The 20,822-nt window shown below is 45.7% G+C and carries 21 protein-coding genes; 17 read left to right on the top strand and 4 right to left on the bottom strand.

Annotated elements, in window-relative coordinates; translation table 11 throughout:
• Window positions 1-532 precede the first annotated feature (532 nt).
• Window positions 533-955 carry an ArdC family protein gene (locus ABZD21_RS00795; protein ID WP_372772108.1) on the bottom strand — a complete coding sequence of 141 codons (423 nt, stop codon included), beginning with the start codon at window positions 953-955 and terminating at the stop codon, window positions 533-535.
• A 65-nt stretch (window positions 956-1,020) separates the two neighbouring features.
• Complete coding sequence (locus tag ABZD21_RS00790; RefSeq protein ID WP_372772106.1) at window positions 1,021-1,482, bottom strand: hypothetical protein; 462 nt, start codon at window positions 1,480-1,482, stop codon at window positions 1,021-1,023.
• A gap of 492 nt (window positions 1,483-1,974) precedes the next feature.
• Here ABZD21_RS00790 and ABZD21_RS00785 point away from each other — a divergent pair, with 492 nt between their 5' ends.
• The 14 genes from ABZD21_RS00785 to ABZD21_RS00720 all read left to right on the top strand — a co-directional run bounded on the left by ABZD21_RS00785 (window position 1,975) and on the right by ABZD21_RS00720 (window position 17,535).
• A complete protein-coding gene (locus ABZD21_RS00785; RefSeq protein ID WP_372772104.1) occupies window positions 1,975-2,535 on the top strand; it encodes a DUF4468 domain-containing protein in 561 nt (186 codons plus the stop codon).
• A 232-nt stretch (window positions 2,536-2,767) separates the two neighbouring features.
• Complete coding sequence (locus ABZD21_RS00780; RefSeq protein WP_372772102.1) at window positions 2,768-2,965, top strand: hypothetical protein; 198 nt, start codon at window positions 2,768-2,770, stop codon at window positions 2,963-2,965.
• A gap of 51 nt (window positions 2,966-3,016) precedes the next feature.
• Window positions 3,017-3,238, top strand: coding sequence for a hypothetical protein (locus tag ABZD21_RS00775; protein ID WP_372772100.1), 222 nt, complete (start codon window positions 3,017-3,019; stop codon window positions 3,236-3,238).
• Window positions 3,235-4,569 carry a hypothetical protein gene (locus ABZD21_RS00770; protein ID WP_372772099.1) on the top strand — a complete coding sequence of 445 codons (1,335 nt, stop codon included), beginning with the start codon at window positions 3,235-3,237 and terminating at the stop codon, window positions 4,567-4,569. Before ABZD21_RS00775 ends, ABZD21_RS00770 begins: the two co-directional genes overlap by 4 nt.
• Window positions 4,570-4,572: 3 nt before the next feature.
• On the top strand, window positions 4,573-5,406 hold the full coding sequence (locus tag ABZD21_RS00765; RefSeq protein WP_372772097.1) for a DUF6712 family protein: 834 nt from the start codon (window positions 4,573-4,575) through the stop codon (window positions 5,404-5,406).
• A complete protein-coding gene (locus ABZD21_RS00760; protein WP_372772096.1) occupies window positions 5,406-6,128 on the top strand; it encodes a hypothetical protein in 723 nt (240 codons plus the stop codon). Before ABZD21_RS00765 ends, ABZD21_RS00760 begins: the two co-directional genes overlap by 1 nt.
• A gap of 1 nt (window position 6,129) precedes the next feature.
• Entirely contained in the window at window positions 6,130-6,582 is a 453-nt protein-coding gene (locus tag ABZD21_RS00755) for a hypothetical protein (protein ID WP_372772095.1), read from the top strand.
• The gene (locus ABZD21_RS00750) at window positions 6,575-6,955 is read left to right on the top strand and encodes a hypothetical protein (RefSeq protein WP_372772094.1); all 381 of its coding nucleotides are present in this window, start codon (window positions 6,575-6,577) and stop codon (window positions 6,953-6,955) included. The genes ABZD21_RS00755 and ABZD21_RS00750 overlap by 8 nt, the downstream gene beginning before the upstream one ends.
• A gap of 89 nt (window positions 6,956-7,044) precedes the next feature.
• Window positions 7,045-10,077 (top strand): phage tail tape measure protein, encoded by a 3,033-nt coding sequence (locus ABZD21_RS00745; RefSeq protein WP_372772093.1) that lies wholly within the window; start codon window positions 7,045-7,047, stop codon window positions 10,075-10,077.
• Between the two features lie 2 nt (window positions 10,078-10,079).
• A complete protein-coding gene (locus tag ABZD21_RS00740; RefSeq protein ID WP_372772092.1) occupies window positions 10,080-11,831 on the top strand; it encodes a hypothetical protein in 1,752 nt (583 codons plus the stop codon).
• Window positions 11,832-12,030: 199 nt separating this feature from the next.
• Window positions 12,031-13,674 carry a hypothetical protein gene (locus tag ABZD21_RS00735; protein ID WP_372772090.1) on the top strand — a complete coding sequence of 548 codons (1,644 nt, stop codon included), beginning with the start codon at window positions 12,031-12,033 and terminating at the stop codon, window positions 13,672-13,674.
• 2 nt (window positions 13,675-13,676) lie between these two features.
• Window positions 13,677-16,091 (top strand): SGNH/GDSL hydrolase family protein, encoded by a 2,415-nt coding sequence (locus ABZD21_RS00730; RefSeq protein ID WP_372772089.1) that lies wholly within the window; start codon window positions 13,677-13,679, stop codon window positions 16,089-16,091.
• A 56-nt stretch (window positions 16,092-16,147) separates the two neighbouring features.
• Window positions 16,148-16,861, top strand: coding sequence for a GDSL-type esterase/lipase family protein (locus tag ABZD21_RS00725; RefSeq protein ID WP_372772087.1), 714 nt, complete (start codon window positions 16,148-16,150; stop codon window positions 16,859-16,861).
• Between the two features lie 134 nt (window positions 16,862-16,995).
• Window positions 16,996-17,535, top strand: coding sequence for a hypothetical protein (locus ABZD21_RS00720; protein WP_372772086.1), 540 nt, complete (start codon window positions 16,996-16,998; stop codon window positions 17,533-17,535).
• 44 nt (window positions 17,536-17,579) lie between these two features.
• Here the strand turns inward: ABZD21_RS00720 and ABZD21_RS00715 are convergent, their stop codons facing one another.
• The gene (locus ABZD21_RS00715; protein ID WP_372772085.1) at window positions 17,580-17,897 is read right to left on the bottom strand and encodes a hypothetical protein; all 318 of its coding nucleotides are present in this window, start codon (window positions 17,895-17,897) and stop codon (window positions 17,580-17,582) included.
• Between the two features lie 100 nt (window positions 17,898-17,997).
• On the opposite strand from ABZD21_RS00715, the gene ABZD21_RS00710 reads away from it, so the two are divergent.
• The 3 genes from ABZD21_RS00710 to ABZD21_RS00700 are packed head-to-tail and all read left to right on the top strand — an operon-like array spanning window position 17,998 to window position 19,332.
• A complete protein-coding gene (locus ABZD21_RS00710) occupies window positions 17,998-18,438 on the top strand; it encodes a phage holin family protein (protein ID WP_372772084.1) in 441 nt (146 codons plus the stop codon).
• Window positions 18,431-18,841: a glycoside hydrolase family protein gene (locus ABZD21_RS00705; protein WP_372772083.1), complete on the top strand. Its 411-nt coding sequence runs from the start codon at window positions 18,431-18,433 to the stop codon at window positions 18,839-18,841. Before ABZD21_RS00710 ends, ABZD21_RS00705 begins: the two co-directional genes overlap by 8 nt.
• Window positions 18,838-19,332, top strand: coding sequence for a hypothetical protein (locus tag ABZD21_RS00700; protein WP_372772082.1), 495 nt, complete (start codon window positions 18,838-18,840; stop codon window positions 19,330-19,332). Before ABZD21_RS00705 ends, ABZD21_RS00700 begins: the two co-directional genes overlap by 4 nt.
• 207 nt (window positions 19,333-19,539) lie before the next feature.
• Here the strand turns inward: ABZD21_RS00700 and ABZD21_RS00695 are convergent, their stop codons facing one another.
• Window positions 19,540-20,820 (bottom strand): tyrosine-type recombinase/integrase, encoded by a 1,281-nt coding sequence (locus ABZD21_RS00695; RefSeq protein WP_372772080.1) that lies wholly within the window; start codon window positions 20,818-20,820, stop codon window positions 19,540-19,542.
• Between the last annotated feature and the right edge of the window lie 2 nt (window positions 20,821-20,822).

Genomic DNA, 20,822 nt, shown 5'->3' with positions numbered 1-20,822 from the left:
CTGAAGACTATTTTTCAGCATGTGATTAATAATTTAACAGTGGAGGTAACGGTGGCTGTAATACTGTCACTACTCCAAAACTGGATGAATTAATTGATTGTGGAGCGGCTTCGGTCGCTCTTTTTTTACTGATCCGACTTGTGGTACAGGTGGTGTTTGAAAAGGACAGTAGAAAAAATCATTGAATAAAGTCCGGTAGAGTGCCTGTTGATGACGAAGGAATAAACATCGACGAAGGGAGAAGGGCGAATGCCCGGGCACGGAACACCATATCGGGCGCGCCAGGATAGCATAAAGCCATCCCTGCGGAGCTGATTCGGTCAACTCAACACCTTTGGTTTTTTCAGATTAGAGGCGCATTCTCAAAAAACCTCACGAAAAAAACTAAGCCTTTTTATCTCTAAAGAATAAATCTGTCGGGGTCACAAGATCAAAAGTTTCAATCAGTAGTTTCAAATTTGGCTGCTTCGTTATCATCGCTTGAAGTTCTTCACGGCTTAACCGTGTGCGGATCTTCTCTTTTGGCTCGGGTTTAGATTTCATCGCCGTTCACCGGTTGCGGTTCTTCGTGCTGCTGTGGTTGTGGCTGCTGTTTCTTTTCCTCGCTCGGTATGTACACCTGTGTGTCAGCAAACAAATAACACAACGGCCAATATTTATACTCCTCGGGTTCGTCGGCTCCATCTGGCACCTGTTCGGCTCGTCTTGGCTGCCCCCACACTAAAAAGGCTTTTTCTCCCTTGCGAACAGTGGCGCCTTCCTGCTTCCACTGGTTAAAGGTTTTAAACTCTTCAATCTCGGGGTATTGCTCAATGTACTGTTCTTTTATGGCTTCATTTACAGTGTCAAACTCTCCGCACTCAACCAACGGGCGCACGGCTTTTGATAGTGCAATCAATGTTTTGCGCTTCTCAATGTATTGCGCTTTTTTATCTGTTTTCGTAGTTTTGCTCATGACGTCAAAGTTTTGATGTTTATAGAATTTGGACTGAAACGGGGGGAGGGATCCCCCCGTTTTACTTATGCTTCAATCGCTGTTTTTAGCTCCTTGCGTTTGGCGTCAATCCTGCCTAAAATGAAGGTGATCATTTCGCCAATGATTACTGGGTTTTTGAGGGTGTACACCGCTTTTTTGCCGTAACCGTTTGGTGCATCGATGCTCAAAAAATAATCCTCGTTTTCAAACTCGTTGACTGCTGCCAGTTCCGAAAGCTTGTCCAGGTGTTCACTCAATGTCTCGTGATTGACATTCAAAACCGATAGCCGGCGGATTAGCTCTTTTTTTTGGTTGAAATACTCGATCCGCTGTTCTAGGTTTTGCGGAATTGATGCCAGTTTCTTTTGAAGTTCTGCAACCTGCTTTTGCAGTTCTTCCGGGGTTGGCTGTTTGGCTTCAGATACCTTGGTGGTTTTTACTTCATTTTTGGGCGTAGTTTCTCCCTTTTGCACCGTCATGGGCGCAACGTCTTTTTTTGCATTCATAGCAATTAAAATTTTGATTGTTTATAAATGGATATTGGACTAAGATTTGAGGGCTTAACTCCCTCATTTCTATAATACTAAGATACAACAAAATGCAATATTGTCAAAGTGCAAGAAGCTGGTTTATAGTGTGTTGTATTATTGCGGCAACGAAAAGCCACTTTAGAAAGTCAGCACAAGCAACAAAAATATTTTTGGTCTTTTGAAGTGTCTCGATACCTAGAAAAACGAACTATCAAGCTGCTTTCGCTTATAAATATGTAAGATTCAGAAAATCAGAAATAAAAAGGGTTCAAAAAGGGATTTTCTCCCTTTTTCCTGTCGGACGACCCCGCGCCGCCCTGTCCCGATTTTGCAATTACGGGTTTCGATTTCACGTAATATGATAAGTAGTTTGGATTGATTCTAAATAGGTCGCGCCGTCAGGCCAACCATTGTATGGGAGGCCGTTATTTGCTTACATTTGGTAATTACCAAATGCAATTTATGTCGATGAAATACTTATTGTTGCTGTTTCTTATGCTTCCAGTGGGCGACAACACTCAACATTTAACCGAAGTTGTTACGGTGGAAGGAAAGACATCTGAGGAACTGTATGAGAATGCAAAGGAGTGGTTCTCATTAAACTTCAAATCTGCCGATGATATTATAGAGCTTGACGATCCAGTTGATAAGAAATTGATTGGCAAAGGATCTAAACAAGTCGAGTATATGGTGGGTTACATCCCCTCCTTTATGACGATATACTACACAATGACGGTTCAATGTAAGGATGGTAGATATAAGTATGAAATCCAACAAACAGAGATAAAAGCCCCAGGAGGTAAAGAGTGTACATACGATCAATTGAAAGAATGGGCTACAGAGGACGGATTACTCAGACTTTATGAAAGCATGGGTACAAAAGTAAGAGGAGGTATAATTAGAAAAGGATTCGAAGAACATCTCCAGCATAATAAAGAGTTGGTTGCATCAGTAGATAAACAACTCCCTCTCATTGTTCAAGAATTTGACCAGGCAATAAGAAGAGATAGAAATCAAGACGACTGGTAATCCCACATCAAAACATTTCAACCCCGGCAATCGTCGGGGTTTTTCATTTTCTTTCTACCTTAGCAGCGCTAACAGATCATTTTATGGAAACGAGTACCCGAAGGTTGGTTTGAGTCAATTGAACCAACATATCGGGTCGTGAGTATGGGTGAGAGTCCCTACTATCCTGATACGCCTTTGGGTGTTTCGTGATCTGTTAGCACCACACGACCCACTTTGTTGCTAACGGCTCATGAGTAAAATTATCTTTCAAGTGGATTCTCCAGGTACAAAGTTTGCGATTGCTTTGGCCCTTTCAATGCTCTCCCAAACGGGCATAGAACCTGATGAGCTTATACTCGATTCCGGCAAAACCTTCCACTGGGACAAGCAAAAAGCAATTCAATACCTCAAAGGTCTGATCAGCGAAAACGAACTTGTTCGTCACTGATCTGTCCTTTTAAGCCGCTTCCGGGCTGGATATCTTGCTTTCAAAAAAAGTATGATACACAGCTCGCTCATTCATAAGCTGGTCGAACGCGGCGAATTCTCCATCACCTACATTGCCAAAGACGGGCACCTGGTTCAATCCAGCCGGGTTGTCTGTACATCATTTCATGCGGTAGGACGAACCATGAACATCAAGTTTTGCGATTCGGAGGAGATCCGCACAGTGCGACGCTGTACCATCACCGAAATTAACGGACAGGAGGTAGTTTTATGAAAGTGATTTCAATGGGACCGGTGACCTATATCCCGGAAGCGAAAGCCATTCTGAAGATGCCCTCGTCAGCCGAGATTATTACGGAGCCCGATGATGTGGAAAAAATCGGTAATTACGAGATTGTTCCCTGGGGCGATGGTAATACGCTGCCAGCCGATGTACTCAAGAAGATCAAAAAAAGCGAAGTGGTTGGCGCCAACCTCGAATTCAACGTTTCAGCCGGTTACGGGCAAGGCATTAAACCCATGCGTCGGGTGGTCGAAAACAACAAGATTGTTGGTTACGAAGATGTGTTCGATGACGAGGTGCTGGAATTCTTCGAAGACAATGACATCTCCGGTTATTTCCTCGAACAGCTCACCGACCTGAAAGCCTTTTACAATGTTTTCCCCGAAATCATTGTCAGCACCGACAAAAAGAAGATCGTTTCCTTGCGCAGCAAAGAGGCAGTGTTCAGTCGCTGGGGCGTGATCGATCCAAATAAGGGCCGCATCACCAAGCATTTCTATTCTGCCAAATGGGGCGACAGTCCTAAAAAAGAAGATATTGCTGTAACAGATGTGCTCGACCGTTTCAATCCGCTGATGAGTCTCAATGAATACCTGAAAGCAACGAAACCTTCCTACCGCTATGTTCTTCCGGTGAATATGCCAACGCCCGGGCGAACCTATTACCAGGAACCTTACTGGTGGTCGATCTTCCTGTCGGGCTGGTACGATTTCAGTCAGCAAATTCCGCTGTTTAAAACATCCAAGCTGAAACATGCGCTTGGGGTGAAGAAGATCATTTACATCTCGCCGAAGTATTTCGAGAATATTTTCAAAGAAGAGAACATCGATCCGAACGACAAAGAGGCTGTTGCAGCTCGTGTTGCTAAAGAGCATACCGCATTCAACGATTTCCTCACCGGTGAACAGAACTTTGGCAAAGCCCTGGTTGCGATTAAAGAGATGGTCCACTCCGGATCAGGAGCCAAGGAGGAAAAGCACATCGAGATTGTTGACGTGCCCGACAAAATGGAGGGTGGCGAATACATCGAGGATTCAGAAGAGGTATCAAATGTCATCAGCTATGCCATGGCTTCGCACCAGTCGCTCATCGGATCGGTGCCAGGGAAAAGCAAAGGCAGCATGTCGGGAACCGACAAACGCGAGCTCTTCCAGATTAAACAAGCTTTGATGAAACCAACACGCGACCGCTTAATGCGTCCGCTTACCTTGATCAAACGCTTCAACGGATGGGACAAGAACATTGTGTTTGCTGTCCCCGATTTCGAGTTCACCACTTTAGATGTAAACAAGTCAGGCAAAGAACTGGCCATAACAACTTAAGCCATGATTGTAACCACTATCGACACCCTTAAAAAGTATATACCGACAATCGTTGGTAACGATTTTAGTAAGTACGAAAGCGAAGTGCGCGAAGCCAACAACTGGCTGAAGCGCGAACTGACCGGATCGGATCTTTACGCGATTCTGGATCAGGCCGGCAATGAGGAACTATTGAGCTATGCCGAGGCGGTTGTGGCCCGGAAAGCCTATCTCGAAGGAATCCCGTCGTTCGATCTGATGGAAACGGAAGCCGGTTTTGTTGTTACCCGCAACGACAACCAGGCGCCTGCCTCTCCGGAACGGGTGAAGAAGCTGGCCGAGCAAATGGCAAAGAAGCTTTCGGATGCGATTGAGGATTTACTGGAGTACCTGGAAGAACAGGTGGATTACCACGACGAATGGAAAGGATCACCGGCTTACAGCTTACTGTCGGACACCTACATTCTCACATTGAAGGATTTCCGAAAGTATGCACCATTTGAAGGTAACCGGCTGGCTTTCCTGACTGCAAAACCGCAGATGATGGATGCCATTCACCTGCAAATTGAGCCGGTGATCAGCCCGGAGTTGTCGGACCAGATCATCGAGCAACTGCGCGACGATGATATGACTGCCGAGAACAAATCCATCCTGGAGAATCTCCGATTTGCTTTTGCCAACTTCACCATCGGCAAAAAGGAGGTGGCGCAATCGTACCTCATGAAAGTTCGTAAGGTGATCATGGCCACTCCGGACAATTACGCAGCTTTCCGAGACAGTTCGCTGTATGCCACCATACAGGCTACGGTTATTGAGAAAAACACAGCCGAGAAACCAATTTTTAGAGCCGGATTCTGATGCGCGAAGTCAAACTTACATTGCCATCGGGCTGGGATCAATTGAACGAAAATCAACTTTTAGGTTTATCCAGGCTTTTCCTTCGCTGCAAAAGCGAGAAAGAATTGCTGGTGAAAAGTTTCCTGTTGCTCACGGGACTGAGAATGAAGAAGGGGATAGCGGTCGACGATGGGCAGCTGGTATTTACCTTCCGTAATCGGAAGGTGAAACCATTCGAACTGAATGCGCAAACCTTTGCCCCGATGCTGGAAAATCTGAGCTGGATCAGGAAAGAATTCTCCCCGTTGCGGGTACTGCCTTCGCTGCTTCGGTTTAAGGGCTGTAATGCCAAACTGTACAACGTTTCGCTGGAAGACTATTTACGCATGGATACCAACTTCCGGGCATTCGGGTTTACCGCAAAACAAAAGTACCTGAATAAGTTGCTTTCAATTGTTTTCAGCGCAAACCGTTTTTGGTTCGTGGTGGTGCCGATGTACAGAAAACAAGCTGTTCTCCTGTGGTTCGCTGGCATCAAAACCATGCTCAAACAAAATTATCCATACTTGTGGCCATCGGGTGGCGAAGGTGGGCAGGCGGTTACCGATCAGGAAATCGTGTTCTCGCTCTTATCCTCGCTGAACAATGGGGATGTGACCAAAAACAAAGAGATTCTGAAAACGCACGTGCACGAAGCGTTTTACCAGCTGAACCTGAAAGCACAACAAACTAAAACCAAATAACATGTTTGCACAATACGATTATTTCAACAGCATAAAGGCCGACTTCCCGGAGATCAAATCCATTGAACGGATCTCCGGTCTGTCGGGCATGGAAGAGGTTTTGGAGAAGATCCGCACCGTAAAGCCTCCGGTTTTGCTGGTCGAAGACGATGGCAACGGCTACCTAAGCTTTACCCAGGGAAACTTCGACCATGGATTTCATTCATTCTCTATCGTTGATCAGGCAAGTCTCAACGATTCATCCAGTCGGCTCCAGGTGCAAGCCAATTGCATGGGCATAGCAAAAAAACTCTTCCTCCGGATGATGGCCGACGGGCAGAACTTTGGCGATGCCTGTTACGGATTCGATAAAGGCCGTGTGGATTACCAGCGTATTGGCCCGTTGGTGAATAACTTCTATGGCTACATGTTCAGTTATGTTGTCAGTGACGAAAACTTCTCACTGAATGGCTGATCAAACCAACATCGGGCTAACGGTTGAAGCCTGGGCCGAAATCGTGATCGACAAATGGGAAACCATGATTGCCCGGCTTCACATCGGGCACAGCGGAAACCTGATCAACAGCTTCACCCACCATGTCATCACCCAAAGCGGGGGCAATCCGGAGTTGATTGAATTTACATTCGAATACTACGGGAAGTTTGTTGACATGGGGGTTGGCCGTGGTGTTACCATTGGCGAAGTCGAGTTTAGTGATCGCCGTCGGAAGCCTTGGTATTCGAAAACTTTCTTCTCCCAGGTGAAGAAGTTGGGAGAGATATTGGGAGAGAAGTATGCTCGGAAAGGGCAGGCAGTGATCATCGAGAATTTGGAGAAAAAAGAATAGCAATCGCAAGCCTCACCATCTGGGTGGGGCTTTTTTATGTCCTTTCCCAACCTTCCCTCCAATACTACATTGCAGAAAACATTACTGCAATGGCTGTTAACGAAAGAGCAAAAACAACCGTCTACCTCGATGGAAAACAAGCGGAAGCCGCGCTGGATGCATTAGGCAATAAAGCAAAATCACTCCGAAAAGACTTGGTAGATGCCCAAAAGGCTGGCGACAATGTGCAAATGAAAAACATTGAGCGCGAACTTAAACGGGTTGAAGCCGCCCAGCGATCCCTCAAAAAAGAAACCTTCGATGTTGAAGCTGTCCTGAAGGACATCAACAAAGTATCGCTTCGGGACTTGGAGAAAGCACAACGGGCCGTTCGTGCCCAAATGAAGGGGATGACCCGAGATGCCAAGGAGTACACCGACAAGGAGAAGGATCTCAAGCTGATAACATCGGAACTCAACAAAGCCCGTGGTACAATGCGGTCGCAGCAATCACTTTGGGGGCAAATGGCCGACGGTGCCAACAAGTATGCAACCATCATGGCCGGCGTGTTGGCAACCATAACCGGGATCGCTTTCTCTGTCAGGGAATGGATCAAGGGGATTGTTGGTTTGGACGATGCACTGGCAAATGTGCAGAAGACAACCGGAATGACCCGCACACAGGTTCGCGAGATGTACCAGGATTTCCGCACATTCAATACCCGCACACCACGCAAAGAATTATTGCTCTTGGCGGAAGAAGCCGGCCGTTTGGGTAAACGCAGTCGTCAGGATGTAATGTCGTTTATCGAGGTAGCTAACCAAATTCAAGTTGCCCTGGGCGACGACTTGGGAGGCAATGCGGCTGAAGCAATACGTGAAGTTGGTAAGCTGACCGAGATCTACAAGGTTGGCGGACAATACGGAACCGACTTTAAAGAATCGATGCTGAAGGTTGGCTCGGCCATCAACGAGGTGTCGGCAAATTCAAACGCCCAGGCTCCCTTCTTGATTGATTACTTGAAGCGCATGGGGGGCGTCGCTGTGCAGTCGAAAGTGAATGCTGCGGAGATTATCGGTTATGCTTCGGCTTTGGACCAGCTGGGGCAAACACAGGAAATGTCGGCCACCGCTCAGGGCAAAATCATGATCGACATGTTCAAGGATAGTGCGAAGTATGCCAATATTGCCCGGATGAGTACCGCCGATTTCTCGCTGCTGTTGGCTCGCGATGCCAACGAAGCTTTTCTGAAAGTGCTGGAAGGTCTAAACGGCAACAATGAGGGCATGACGGTTATGGCAAAGAAAATGGATGCGCTTGGTGTTGACGGTGCCCGTGCTGTTCAGGTACTGGCGGCCATGGCATCAAATACCGGCATGATTCGCGAACAGCAGGCACTTGCTAATAAAGCGATGGACGAAGGTGTATCGCTCACGAACGAGTACACAATCAAAAACAACAACCTCGCCGGATCTTGGGAAAAGATCGGCCAGTTTATTCAGTCGAAATTTGTCAATTCCAGCTTCCTTGGATGGCTTGAAAAAGTGGTTGGCAAAGTGGGCGAGTGGACCGAAATTAAACTTTCGGACACCCTGCAGAAGGAACGGTCTGAAGTGAACTTGCTAGTTACGGCAATCACGCACGTTTCAAACTCTCAGGAAACCCGCAACAAATTGATTCAGGAATTGCAGGATAAATACCCCGACTTCCTGAAAAACCTCGACACCGAAAAAGTAACCAACGAGGAACTTCGCAATCGGTTGAAGGAAGTGAATGACCAATACGAAACCAGGATTCTTTTAGCCATAAAGGAAGAAGCGCTCAAAGATAATTACAAGGAGCGGCTACAACTGAAGCTCGACGAGCTGGATGCTATCAAGCAAATAGCGAAGTACGAAGAAATAGCCAACCAGGCGCGGGCAAAAGCCGCCAATGAAACTGATCCTAACAAACTAAGGGCGCTGCTTTCCGATCAGGAGATTACAGCCTTGAACGCCATGGATCTGCTCCCTAAAAAGCTGGAAGGTATTCGCAGCCGGTTTTCCGAATTGGTTGATCAGGAAGCCGAGCTGAACAATGCTGTTGGCGACTTGCAGAGCAAAATCGCCGGGCTGGGTTCATCCGGAGGCGATGGCGGAGCCGGTGGCACCGGTGGCAGTGGTGGAGGGACATTCGTTCCTTCAACTGCGGAAGTCGATAAAACCGAAGTTGGGAAACTCGATCTTGGTGATAAAGTTGGTCTTGATCTCGACATTCAGGCTTTGCAAGATCAGTACGATGTACGAAAAATGATGGAATCCGACTGGACCAAATTCCTGGAATCGGAAACCGAGAGACAAGCCGATGCACTGGCAAAACAGTTTCAGGTAGAGCAGGAGATTGCAGACGCCAGAGAAGATTTAAAGGCAATGCAAATTAGCGGAATCGGACAGATTGCCGGAGCTCTTACAGGATTGGCAGAGCAAGGATCAGCCGCGTATATTTTACTGTTGGCTTTAGAGAAAGCGTCTGCTCTCGCAACAATCTGGATTAACCTGGCAAAAGAGAAATCAGCGATTGCCGTCCAAGCAGCTGCATTGGGGCCGATCATTGGTCCTCCATACGCCGCTGCGATGACAGCCAAAGCAATACTTGGGGCGAAAATAAACACTGGGATTGTAGTGGCGCAAGCTATCGGGCAGGTAGCCGGCGGATCAAAAAAGAAAAAGTCAGGATCCAAGAAATCCGGTGGTTTTGCCGAAACAGCATCCAGCGACGACGAAGTAATGGGTGTTTACCATGCCAACGAGTGGATCGCCAATGCCAATTCGGTACGTGGCAACCGGCCGTTTTTCAATATGCTCAACCAACTGCAGCAGTCTGGCTCTATGGACAGGATCGATCTTACTCCTGTCGTTAATGCTATGACATCAGGTTCCGGCCGCAAAAGTGGCGGCTTTGGATCGTCAGATGGTGGTTCGGATTCCTCCCTCCAGCAACCCTACACCAACGACCCCGAACTGAAAGCCATGCTTACAAGCCTCATGTACCGGCTCGACAACCCGGTGGCTCCGGAGCTGCCAATTGCCGGCAGTAAAGGTGTGGCCAAAAGATTGGACGATTACAATAGATTTAAAGGTAAAGTTTCACGCAAAAAGTCGTAAGGATGGAAGTAACAGTCAACAATAAACAGATCTTCTTACCAACAGATGCGAAGATTAGCATTGAACGAAACAGCCCCGTATTGGATAGCGACAAGGGCGATTTTTCCTATCCGATTGAAATACCAGCACGGCCAAACAATAACATCCTTGGTTTTCCCGGGAGGCTTACCCGTAAATCAGCCTTACCCGAGCAAATATTCCGGATGAAAGACCATAGATTGAATGTGCTGGCCGGGGTGGTTGACTACGACGATGACGGCTGTACGTCGGATTCATTATCGATCATCTTTAAGAGTGCCGCTTCGCGGCTGTACAGTTTCATCAACGACAAGACGCTTCGCGATCTGAATTTTGGCGGTATGGAGATTTGGGGCGACGATGCTAACCTGGTGCAATTTGAAGCAGTGCTGAGCGAGTGGAATGGGTACAATACCGATGTTGCTCCGGCCTATGGCGCTATTCTGGCCCCCTGCGGGCTGAAGGATGGCGACACGCTGAAGATTGCCAACCGGGTAGATCCGGCAACCGGCAACATGGCGCCGGATTATGATACGACCGGGCAAATTGTTTATCATGGTTATTCACGTCCTAGGATGAAGATTGACGAGCTTTTCATGTTCCAGTTTTTTATTTGGTATGTACTTGAAAGGATCTTCCTGGATGCCGGGTACACCATCGGCACAAACGATTTAAAAGATAGCGACTATGCCAACACGGTACTGCTGACTAATCCCATGCGGGTAACCGGCTACTGGATGCCGGAATATACCTACCCACCTACTCAAACATTGTTGCCCGAGGAAAACCGCATGTTCCCCTACGACGTGATTTCGTTTAAAGATCTGATGCCATCAGTTGATGTGGGAGACTTCATGGAAGCTGTGGAATCGATGTTTGCGCTGCAGTTCAAGATTGATGAACTGCGCGGAACTGTTGACATTCTGTTTAAGGACAACATCTTTCAGAAACAACCGATAAGTAACCACCGGCTTAAGCTGCTCGAAGGAATGAAAACCAGCGCACTGCCAGAATTTACAGGGTACCGGCTGGCCTACGGCAGTCAGGACAATTCCGACGATACCGAGGAAGATTTTGTTGTCAGCCGAACAATCATCACCGCAACATTGCCCGATCCGGAACTGGAAGGCGAAGTGGTGTATTTTCCTCAATACGATTCGTATTACGAAACAATTGACAACGATGGGACGCTGGAATGGAAACGCATTGGGCGCCTGAAAGCGGTAAGCAGTGGCAGCGATCCGTATTTTGAGCGCGAGATCAAGCTGAAAGTGCCTGCCAATGTTGCCGGTGGCGGGGCCGAAGTACCGCAGATTACGGCTTCTCTAAGCACGAAGGAGCAGAGCAGTGGTGTTGTTGCCGAGCTTCAATCGGCATATGTGTCGATGTACCGTGGGGTTGGTCAGCTATCAGACATCACGTTCCCGCTGTTGTGTGCCGAAAAGTTCACCCTGTACGACGAGTCGCTAAGTTATGTGCAGGTTGGTTTTGACGAACACCTGCAACTAATCGACTGGTTTGAATCCGGTGGCCTTCGCGATATTCAGCTGAATTTTTTAACGGCGATGGTTGGCGCACGTCATTTTGTTTGCCAATTTAAAGCCACCTTGGTTGATGTGCTTCTGCTGCAGTTTGACGAACGCTATGCCTTCCCCGATTTCATTGCCCTGTTCGAGAAGATATCCTACGATTTACCATTCGATGGGATCGTTGAGATTGAAGGCTACGCAAAATAGATGCAAGCTGCAAGTAGTAAGCCTCAAGCTGCAAGTACCATTCTTGCAGCTTGAGGCTTGAAGCTTGAGACTAACTTCTTCTTTGTCCTTTCGCACGCCCGTATTCCAATCGATATTTGAGTAACGATTTCTTCAAAGTCCCCTTTAGGGGATTTAGGGGTAACTCGAAACTTAAAACTCAAAACTTGGAACTTTTACCATGGCCGTAACGCTTATTGAAATACCGGCTTCCGTCAGCCTTCAGGGTATTCCCTGTCGGTTTACCGCAACATCTGACTGGGGAAACGCCACTTACATTACCCTGGTGGTGCAGGAATTGGTTGGTGCTGTGTGGACCGATGCTTACATCCCGGACACAGCTCCGATTATTGATGGAGCCGCACAGTTTGATGTATCCGGTTTCTTCGCCGGTCAACTGCAACCCGACTTTTCTTTTCCCGAACATTCCAGCAACCTGGTACTGCAGCGCCCGGGAATGATCCGAGCTTTCCGGGTGAAGTTGTACGAACCCGGAAACGAGTCAAATGCCTTGTCGTATGGCACCACCTTCTACATGTTACCTGGTGGAATTCATTTCAACGATTTTGCAAACCTGAACGAAGTAAGCCTCACCTGGTGGGAAGAGCATATTGAAAGTGGCCGGGCTTTGAACTGGATGCCCGCAACAAAGAATGTCTCACCGGACAGTATCGAGAAGATCTACTGGATTCAGCAGGATTCGGCAACCCGCATTATCCGTATTGCCTGGACGGCCACCGACGGGGCGACCGGCAATTACGATCATTCGCAGTTATTCAATGCGTTTACGGTGTACGAAATTTCGGTATCTCCGGCTATTGTCGAAGCCCTAACCGGGAAAACAATTGCCAGCTACACCGTCGAAATGATTTTTACATCTGCACCCAGTCACCCACTCGACGAACCACTGTCGCAGCAATTCACGGTTGACCGGCAGCATTATGAGTGGAATGAATATTTTTTGATGGAGAATGACCTGGGTGGATTCGACGGTGTTTGGTGCCATGGCGCCCACACCGAAAAACTGACCTACGAGCGCAACCAATACCAACGCTCAGATTTGCGTAACATTGGAGCCACAGACCGCATCCTGGGCAATATTCGCGGATTGGTGAATCGCCAAGGCGAAAGTGATTCCGGTTATGCCGACGATGAAACCCGCGAGTGGCTTGGTGCCTTGCTCAACTCTGACAATGCCTTCCGCATCGCTGGACTAAACATCAAACCGATCGTAATCACATCCGAAGATGTGGATATCATCGATGAGCTGAAGCAAGCAAACGAACCGCTCGAAGTGATCTTCAGCTGGAAGTATGCACGGCCCGGCAAGTATGGATCTCGCATCAAGCTGAACCCGGCATACATCTATCCGCCATATTTCAGCAAATTGAAAGCCTTCTTCTACAAGCTTACAGGCGCAACGCTGCTCGATAAGATTGGAGGCTTGGAAGCAACGATATCGGGAACCGATATCACCTTCCCCGATATTACGGGCAATGATTCGTTCGATTTCTCGGATGCTACCTACTGGGATCAAACCCTTATAGCTGCTACAGGTTGGTACAGTGCCGGATCTCCCCGCACCTGTCCGCTCAGCTGGATGGTTGGAACAGAATGGGCCGAAGCCGCGACAGCAACCACCCACGCCCGGCTTTTCCACCGAGACTACGGTACTAAAGTTCGCGACATTATACCAGTATTGGTTTACGCTTCAAGCCTCACTGCAGACGAACAACAGGCTGTTGTCGATTGGCTCGACTGGTACGCTACAATCTGGCAGGATGGTAGTATTTTAACTCAAGACGGAACCCCAATAACACAATAATCATGAGAGTAGAAGATAAAGACAGTTTTCTGTTCAGAGCGCTAAAATCTGAACTCGCAAAATACGATAGTACAGCTGTGTTGGTTGATTTTGCAACACCCGGTGATGCCGATCCAGGCGCATCCGTAAACCAGGCATTCTATGCGACTTCAGCCGGCACGATGGTTGGCTGGAAAGACAAGGATAATGCCGACATCATTATTCCAACGAATTACTGGCAGTGTTACATAAAAAAGAACTCAAATGGCTACACTGTTGAGCCTTTAGACGTGAATTTAAACGCTCTGTCAAACACTCGAAATCAATTTAAGAATCCACGTTTATTTTTAACCGACCAATCAGATTTCGGATTTACGTTTTTTAATCAGACAGGAACACCTAGCTTTACTGTAGAGGAGAATGAATTTTTTGGGAATCATCTGAAAATAGTGACTCCTATTGGAGCTAGAGGTCAAGTTAAAGCTGATATTACAATTGTGGCTGGTTCAAAATATTCATGCGGTTTTTTCTATAAGGTTATCAATAGCGATAAAACACCAACGATATACGGTACTGATTATTTTACTGGAGGGAAGCTATTAGATGGCACTCTGAAAAGCAGAAATATTTCTGACGGATGGGTATTCGTTTCACGAGAAGGTATGGAAGCAACTGTTTCAGAAACGCTATCGGATAGCTTTATTATCGATTTCAGGAATGACCTATCATCAACTCAACAATGCACTGTTTTAATTGCAATGCCAACTTTCGTAGTTGGATCAGCTATTTCTGAGTTTATAGATCAGCGTTCCGATTTCGGGATAAAAAATTTAGGAGCAAGAATAAAAGTAATCGAAGGAAAGGTCGACGTATTTACGACAGATTTCGTCGGCGATTTAACATCAACAGTGACAACTGTTGAGCCTATTTGTACTTTAAAAGCAGGAAAAAAATATACAATATATGCAAGTTCTGAAGATGATCTGACAAGCGGATTATTCTTTTATAGGCTTTCTCCATCAACGGTTGTAATACAGGAATACCCCTCAGAAACAGATTTCAGCACAGGCGTATTTTTTGAATTCACCCCTGAAATTGATCTGACATTATATTGGCGGGTTTATATTGTAGGGAAAAAAGCATCGTTTAACGTAACTCATTATGAGAAAATTGGAGATGTTTCTGCATCATTACGTTCAGACCTTACTCAAGCACAAACACAGATTAATGCTATTTCAAAATCGGGTAAATTACATGAACTATTAAACTACACATCAACAAAGACTACCACGTTTAATAAAGTTGATGTTGATGGGCTTCAAGGGGTTATTGTATCAATCTATTTCAAAGCTCAATATACAGGAACGTTCACACTATACGGATTTCGCGCAAATGGAACTTATTATTCATTGCAGGCATACGCATCAACGGATTTCTCATCTGGAATAACTTTCAGTGTTGAAATCCCATCAGATGTTGTTCAATTACAGATTAGAACGCATGTGATAGGAGTTATAATTAATGAATTTTCAGTGACAACTCAAATAATTAGAAAGGCATTGTTTCCTGTAATTCCTACATCATTGCTTGAATTATCAAATGATTGGACTGACTTAGAAGCTGCTTTTTACGGTGATTCAATTACTGCCTTGCTTGGAGGCGATTATACAAAGCCTTATACTGACTTGACGAAATGGTCTACAATTATAGGTAATTACTTTCAGATGGGGGTGGTTAGAGGCCGAGGTATTGGAGGACAAAAATACGCATGGGGAACAAATGGAGGTTCTGTTGCATTTCTTGAAACAGCTACAGGAATTTACAATTCAAGAAACGATTCATACAACTATGACAACTATGCAGGTAACGTATCTGTTCCATCAGGAACAACACCAGTAAGAGGCGCATTTAGTTCTTGGCTGAGGATTACAACATCTTTCCCAGCGCCGATAAAAGCGAATATTAGGATCATAGTTATCAAAGGTGGAACGAATGATGCGATAGATGGTACAGACCTCTCGTGGGTTGGTTCAGACGCAACAGATCCTGAATGGGCTGCATCTGAATATTATTCTGACTACGGAGGTGATTATAATATTTCAACATTAAAAGGGGGAATAGCTTCAACCATTATGAAGATGCAGGCTTGGATGCCACAAGCTGTAATTGTAATAGCTACGCCATTGTCAGGCCGTGGTAGTACATCTGCTAAAGTATTTATCCCAGATGTAGATGAATTTCAAAAGTCTGTATTCATTCGTGAAAATGCGAAATTATTCTCATTGCCAATTATTGATATAAATGCAGAGTGCGGAATTAACGGGTTGAATGGTGATGTCTATATATCAGATGGAATTCACCCAACCGAAGAAGGACAGGCAATGATGGCAAGAGTATGTATAGGTACGATTAAAACAATTTTACCGAAAGAAACATAATTCTATTTTGAATTTAAGTCATATTTTTGAAGTTCGAAAAACTTAATATTCAAACGATGAAAAAGAACCTTATCATTACATACGGTGTTGCGTTACACATCTTGTTAATTGTCATATTAATTAAGCCAGATATTGTCAGTAGAATTTACTTGAAATTGAATTTAACTACTATCACAAAGAGCCATGAATACTACATGAATAATACTTGGGAGTTTTATAAAAGGCGTTCAAATACTATCGATTCTTTAAGTAGTCAGTGCATATTTTTTGGAAATAGTATCGTGTCGGGGCTATGTGTTGAGAGTCAGTTTTCAGGGATAAATTTCGGCATAGCTGGCGAGAATATTTCAAGGGCAAAAAGTAAAATTTCAGCCATCAGTAATCTATCAAACAAGACAATTATCCTAGCTTACGGAATAAATGATATTCCAAGAAATTCAGAAGATATTCTTAACGATTATAAAGACTTTATCTCAAAACTACCAGCCAGTTCAAGGGTTTTTATTTCTTCTATTTTACCAATTAATGAATCGATTTTAAACAAAAGAATAAACCAAAAGAAAACGAACAAGCAAATTATTGAACTAAACGAATTATTGAAAGAATATGCAAAATCCGATAGCAGAATAAGCTACATGAATACCGCAAAATACCTATATGATGAAGATGGTAGTCTTAAAGATGGGCTACACATGGGGGATGGAATCCACTTAAATAAAGATGGGAATCATTTATGGGTAAAGGCGATTAGAGAAGAATTACAGAGATAAAATCGTATTCAACTTTGGAACTTGTTGAAACATTTTGGTTCATCAAAAATACGCGAAGCCTCGGAGAGATCCGGGGCTTTTTTATGTCCTTCCGTTTCATCCAGTTCCAGTCTACCTTCAAAATAAAAAGTGCTATGGACTGGATAACCGACAAACAACAACATTACACCGCCGGGCTGTGGATCATGCGTCTGGCAGCATTTGTAGGCTACGGATTTTTAATTTTAGGAAAGCCAATAACCTTCCTGGTATGGAATCCAGCATGGATGACATTTACCCTCTTACTCGCAGCGCTTAAAGAACTACTTTGGGATAAGTGGCTCAAAAAAGGTACTCCGGATTGGGACGACTTTTGGGCGACAGCCCAGGGCGCAATTGATGGTATGAGTTTATTAATCAACCGACACCCGGGCATGGTGGTTTTCCCGTTCAAATTCAGCAAGCGTTTTTCGGCAATCACCTTGGGGCCGGTTGGCGTATTCGTCAACCCGGAAAGGATCAACAGCAGAATCATCATCAACCACGAGCGTATTCACTGGGAGCAACAGCGCAAGCATTGGTACCTGTTTTTCTACCTTCGCTATTTTGTGGAGTGGATCTTCAAAGGTTATAGGAATATCAGTTACGAGCTGGAAGCCTACGCTAACGAACGAGACTTCGATTATCACCCGTAATTGCCCATTCAGTTTGGTTCAACAGGCAATCAAAGTTGAACTTTTTATTTTCTCCACCGTCTAAAGATGGTAATCCAAAACCGATCGCCCTGGTCCCAGAGAATAGCATCAACATCATTAATATCTGCAATCGCCTCCCTAAATCCGTCATCCCACGGGCTGCTCATGTGTTTACATTCCAGTTCAACACAATCGCCACGATGATCCGGCACGGATGTGATGGTGATATTGCCTTCAAACCAATACCAATCGGCTGGAAGTTTGCGATCCTTCCAATAGATCTTTTTCAAGTCAAGTGCCATTCGCGCCCGGTCGGATCTCTCCGGGTGCTTATCCTTATAGCGTATCTGAAATCGAACCATGCTACAAAGGTAATCGCGAAATCGCGATTAATCCAGTTTCGTATTGTCCTTTTGTGCGCAAGAGGGCGTGTGCATCTTTGAGTAAAACAAAGCACAACGCATGAAATGGTTCTTCCAACACCTCTGTAATTTATTCTCCGGAATAATACTCGCCGTCGCCGGTTACTTCGCCCCAATAAAGGGAGTCATCAACGTTATGGTCATCGCTATTCTGCTGGATCTTGTCTTCGGTATTATTGCAGCCCGGTCGCAAAAGCAGGGCATTAAAAGTTTCAAGTTGTGGCGAACGGCCTACAAGCTATTTATCGCTGTAATCGTGGTGGCTCTGCTTTATGCCATGGATACTGAAATTGGTATACCGGCCATCCAGCTGCACCGCATGGTTGCCTGGTTAATCACCGGCTTCGAAATTTGGTCAATACTCGAGAACGGCGGCCGGATCACCAACCACAAACTTTTCGTGATCCTGAAGAAGTACATGGAGGACAAAGTGGAATCAGTCACCGGTGTGGATCTTAAAACGGAGGCATCACATGAATGAGAAACTGGAAAAAATGCTGATTGAGGATGAGGGTTTACGCCTGATGCCTTATCGTTGCACAGCCAACAAACTAACGATTGGCGTAGGTCGCAACATCGAAGAACGAGGAATTACAGAGGAAGAAGCTATGTTTCTTCTCAGGAACGACATCTATATTGTGATGAAAGAACTCGGATCCAGATTATCCTGGTTTACTTCTGCTCCGGAGACAGTCCAGTTGGTTCTCGCCAACATGTGTTTCAATATGGGAGCATCACGGCTCATGCAATTCAAAAAAACACTGGAGCACCTGGAGAAAGGTGAATACCTATCAGCATCGCTCGAAATGCTGAATTCGAAATGGGCAGTTCAAGTTGGTAAACGCGCAGCCCGGTTAAGCAAACTAATTAAAGACTTAGCATGAGAAATCTGATCATCCTTCTAATGGGCTTGTTCCTGGCATCGTGCACAGGCACCCGATTGGTTACTGAAACCAAAACGTGGGTTGAGTACCGTGACACGGTTATTACACTGGAGCCGATCCCGATCCGGTTGCCTCAAAGCGATATCAACATTTCCATGCTGCTGCAGGTCGAAAACAAAACAGTTAACCTGCCAAAGCAAACCTTCTCAAAAGGCGTTATCCGATTTGACATTGAAGTGGTCAATAATCAGCTCGTGGTTAATGCCTCGCTAACCGATAGCACAATCCTGGTTAAACCGGATCCGGTCCGGATCAAGGACGCCATCATCGAAAAGAAAGAACAAGCGAAAATTGTGATTCGTGAAAAATACATACCGTGGCCATACAGGTGGTCGTTCAGGATCGTGCTTCTGGCTATCGTATTTGGCCTACTGTATTTAGGAAGAAAGTTCTCCTGGGGATCCGCACTCACCAAACTATTTCCCCCATGAGATGTGTTTAAGTAGATCAGGAATAAAGAGAGCAAGCCCCCGGTGTGGTATCCGGGGGCTTTTGTATTTAATGCAAAAGCCCCGGGCTCTCCCGAGGCTTTACCTTTTTTTATGCGTATTTATTGACCAAGTCAATAAACAAAGTTACTTCAAGTTACGACAAACTCTATTTAGAGTCAAACTAAATAATCGGTTGTAGGTTGTAAGTCAGTTCAGACACAAACTATCCATCCAGTCGTTAATAGGAACGCTACATTTTGGTTCTTCCATCCCGCGTGGAGTGGGGAAGTTGTTGCGCACATGTTCCGATCGTTCGCCGAAATGCCGGCGAATGTAGCGGTAAGTCGATGAAATATCGGTGTGCCCCAATTGGTTCATTAATTCGGCAATGGTGGCCCCGCTTTCCAGAAGTTTACCGGCTCCGGTATGCTTGAACGAATACCACTTGTACGACTGCGACAATCCCAGGCGATCGCGAATAACATTAAACCGGTTCCGCAACGTATTGTAGCCAATAGGCCGCGAACCGGGGCGACCGTTCGGCCCGATCACAAACATATCTTTATCGAAATGCTGGATCCCATGTTCAATCAGTAGGTCATACAACTGAAACGGCATATCAATATTCCGGGCCGTTCGTTTCTTCGCCACGTTTTTGGGAATGAAAACCGACCGGGCTGAGAAATTCAGCTGCTTGATCCGTAGCGACAACAACTCATCACCCGGGCGAATGAAACAGAAATACTGAAGCAAAGCAGCGAGGTACAATTGCGGATCTTCCTTCCTGATCACCGGCAGGATGATCTCCAAATCTTCATCCAGGAACGGGGTAGCCGAATAATCTTCATCGGTTTGCGGCAATGTGATGCCATGAACCGGGTTATCAGTGATCACTTTCCGCTCAACCAGATACCCGAAAAACTTGCCAATATTCAACTTGAACTTGGCTACGGTATTTCGTGCCCGGTTCAGATCCTGGATAATGTAATCGAAGAATTCAAGGATCAGTGCATTGTTGAAAGTTGAAAGGTCGTTATCAACCAGCTTTTTCATTTCGAGCCAGGCAATGAAGATGCGGATTTTGCCATTGTAGCTTTCGAAAGTCTTCCGCGCTTTGGTGGCTTTAATCATTGTCATGTACTCCGACGCATAAAAGCGGATATTCTTATTCGCCTTGCGTTTACGTCCGAAAACCTGCGCTGCCTGGTGATACTCCAGTTCATCTGTGTACACAACCTGATTTTCTTTTTCGTCATCGAGCGGAGTCCAGCCGCGCATGAGCTTAGCCGTGTAGAGCTTGATTAGTTCTTCAGCTTTCGCATACCGTTCCTTCTTGGTTGCCAATGCTGTCAACTCTTCCTGGTAGCGTTTCCGCTTCATTTTTCCATCGCGCGGATCTCTGTAGCCTAACTCGATCCACCACCGCTTTGAAACATCCCCACCTGCGTCATGCAGGTAGGGGACTCTAAAAAGTTTTTGTCGTCTCATCT

Origin of the sequence: Mangrovibacterium sp., assembly GCF_041596335.1 — a bacterium.
Taxonomy (GTDB): Bacteria; Bacteroidota; Bacteroidia; order Bacteroidales; family Prolixibacteraceae; genus Mangrovibacterium.
This window is presented reverse-complemented; position numbering and strand designations above follow the sequence as displayed.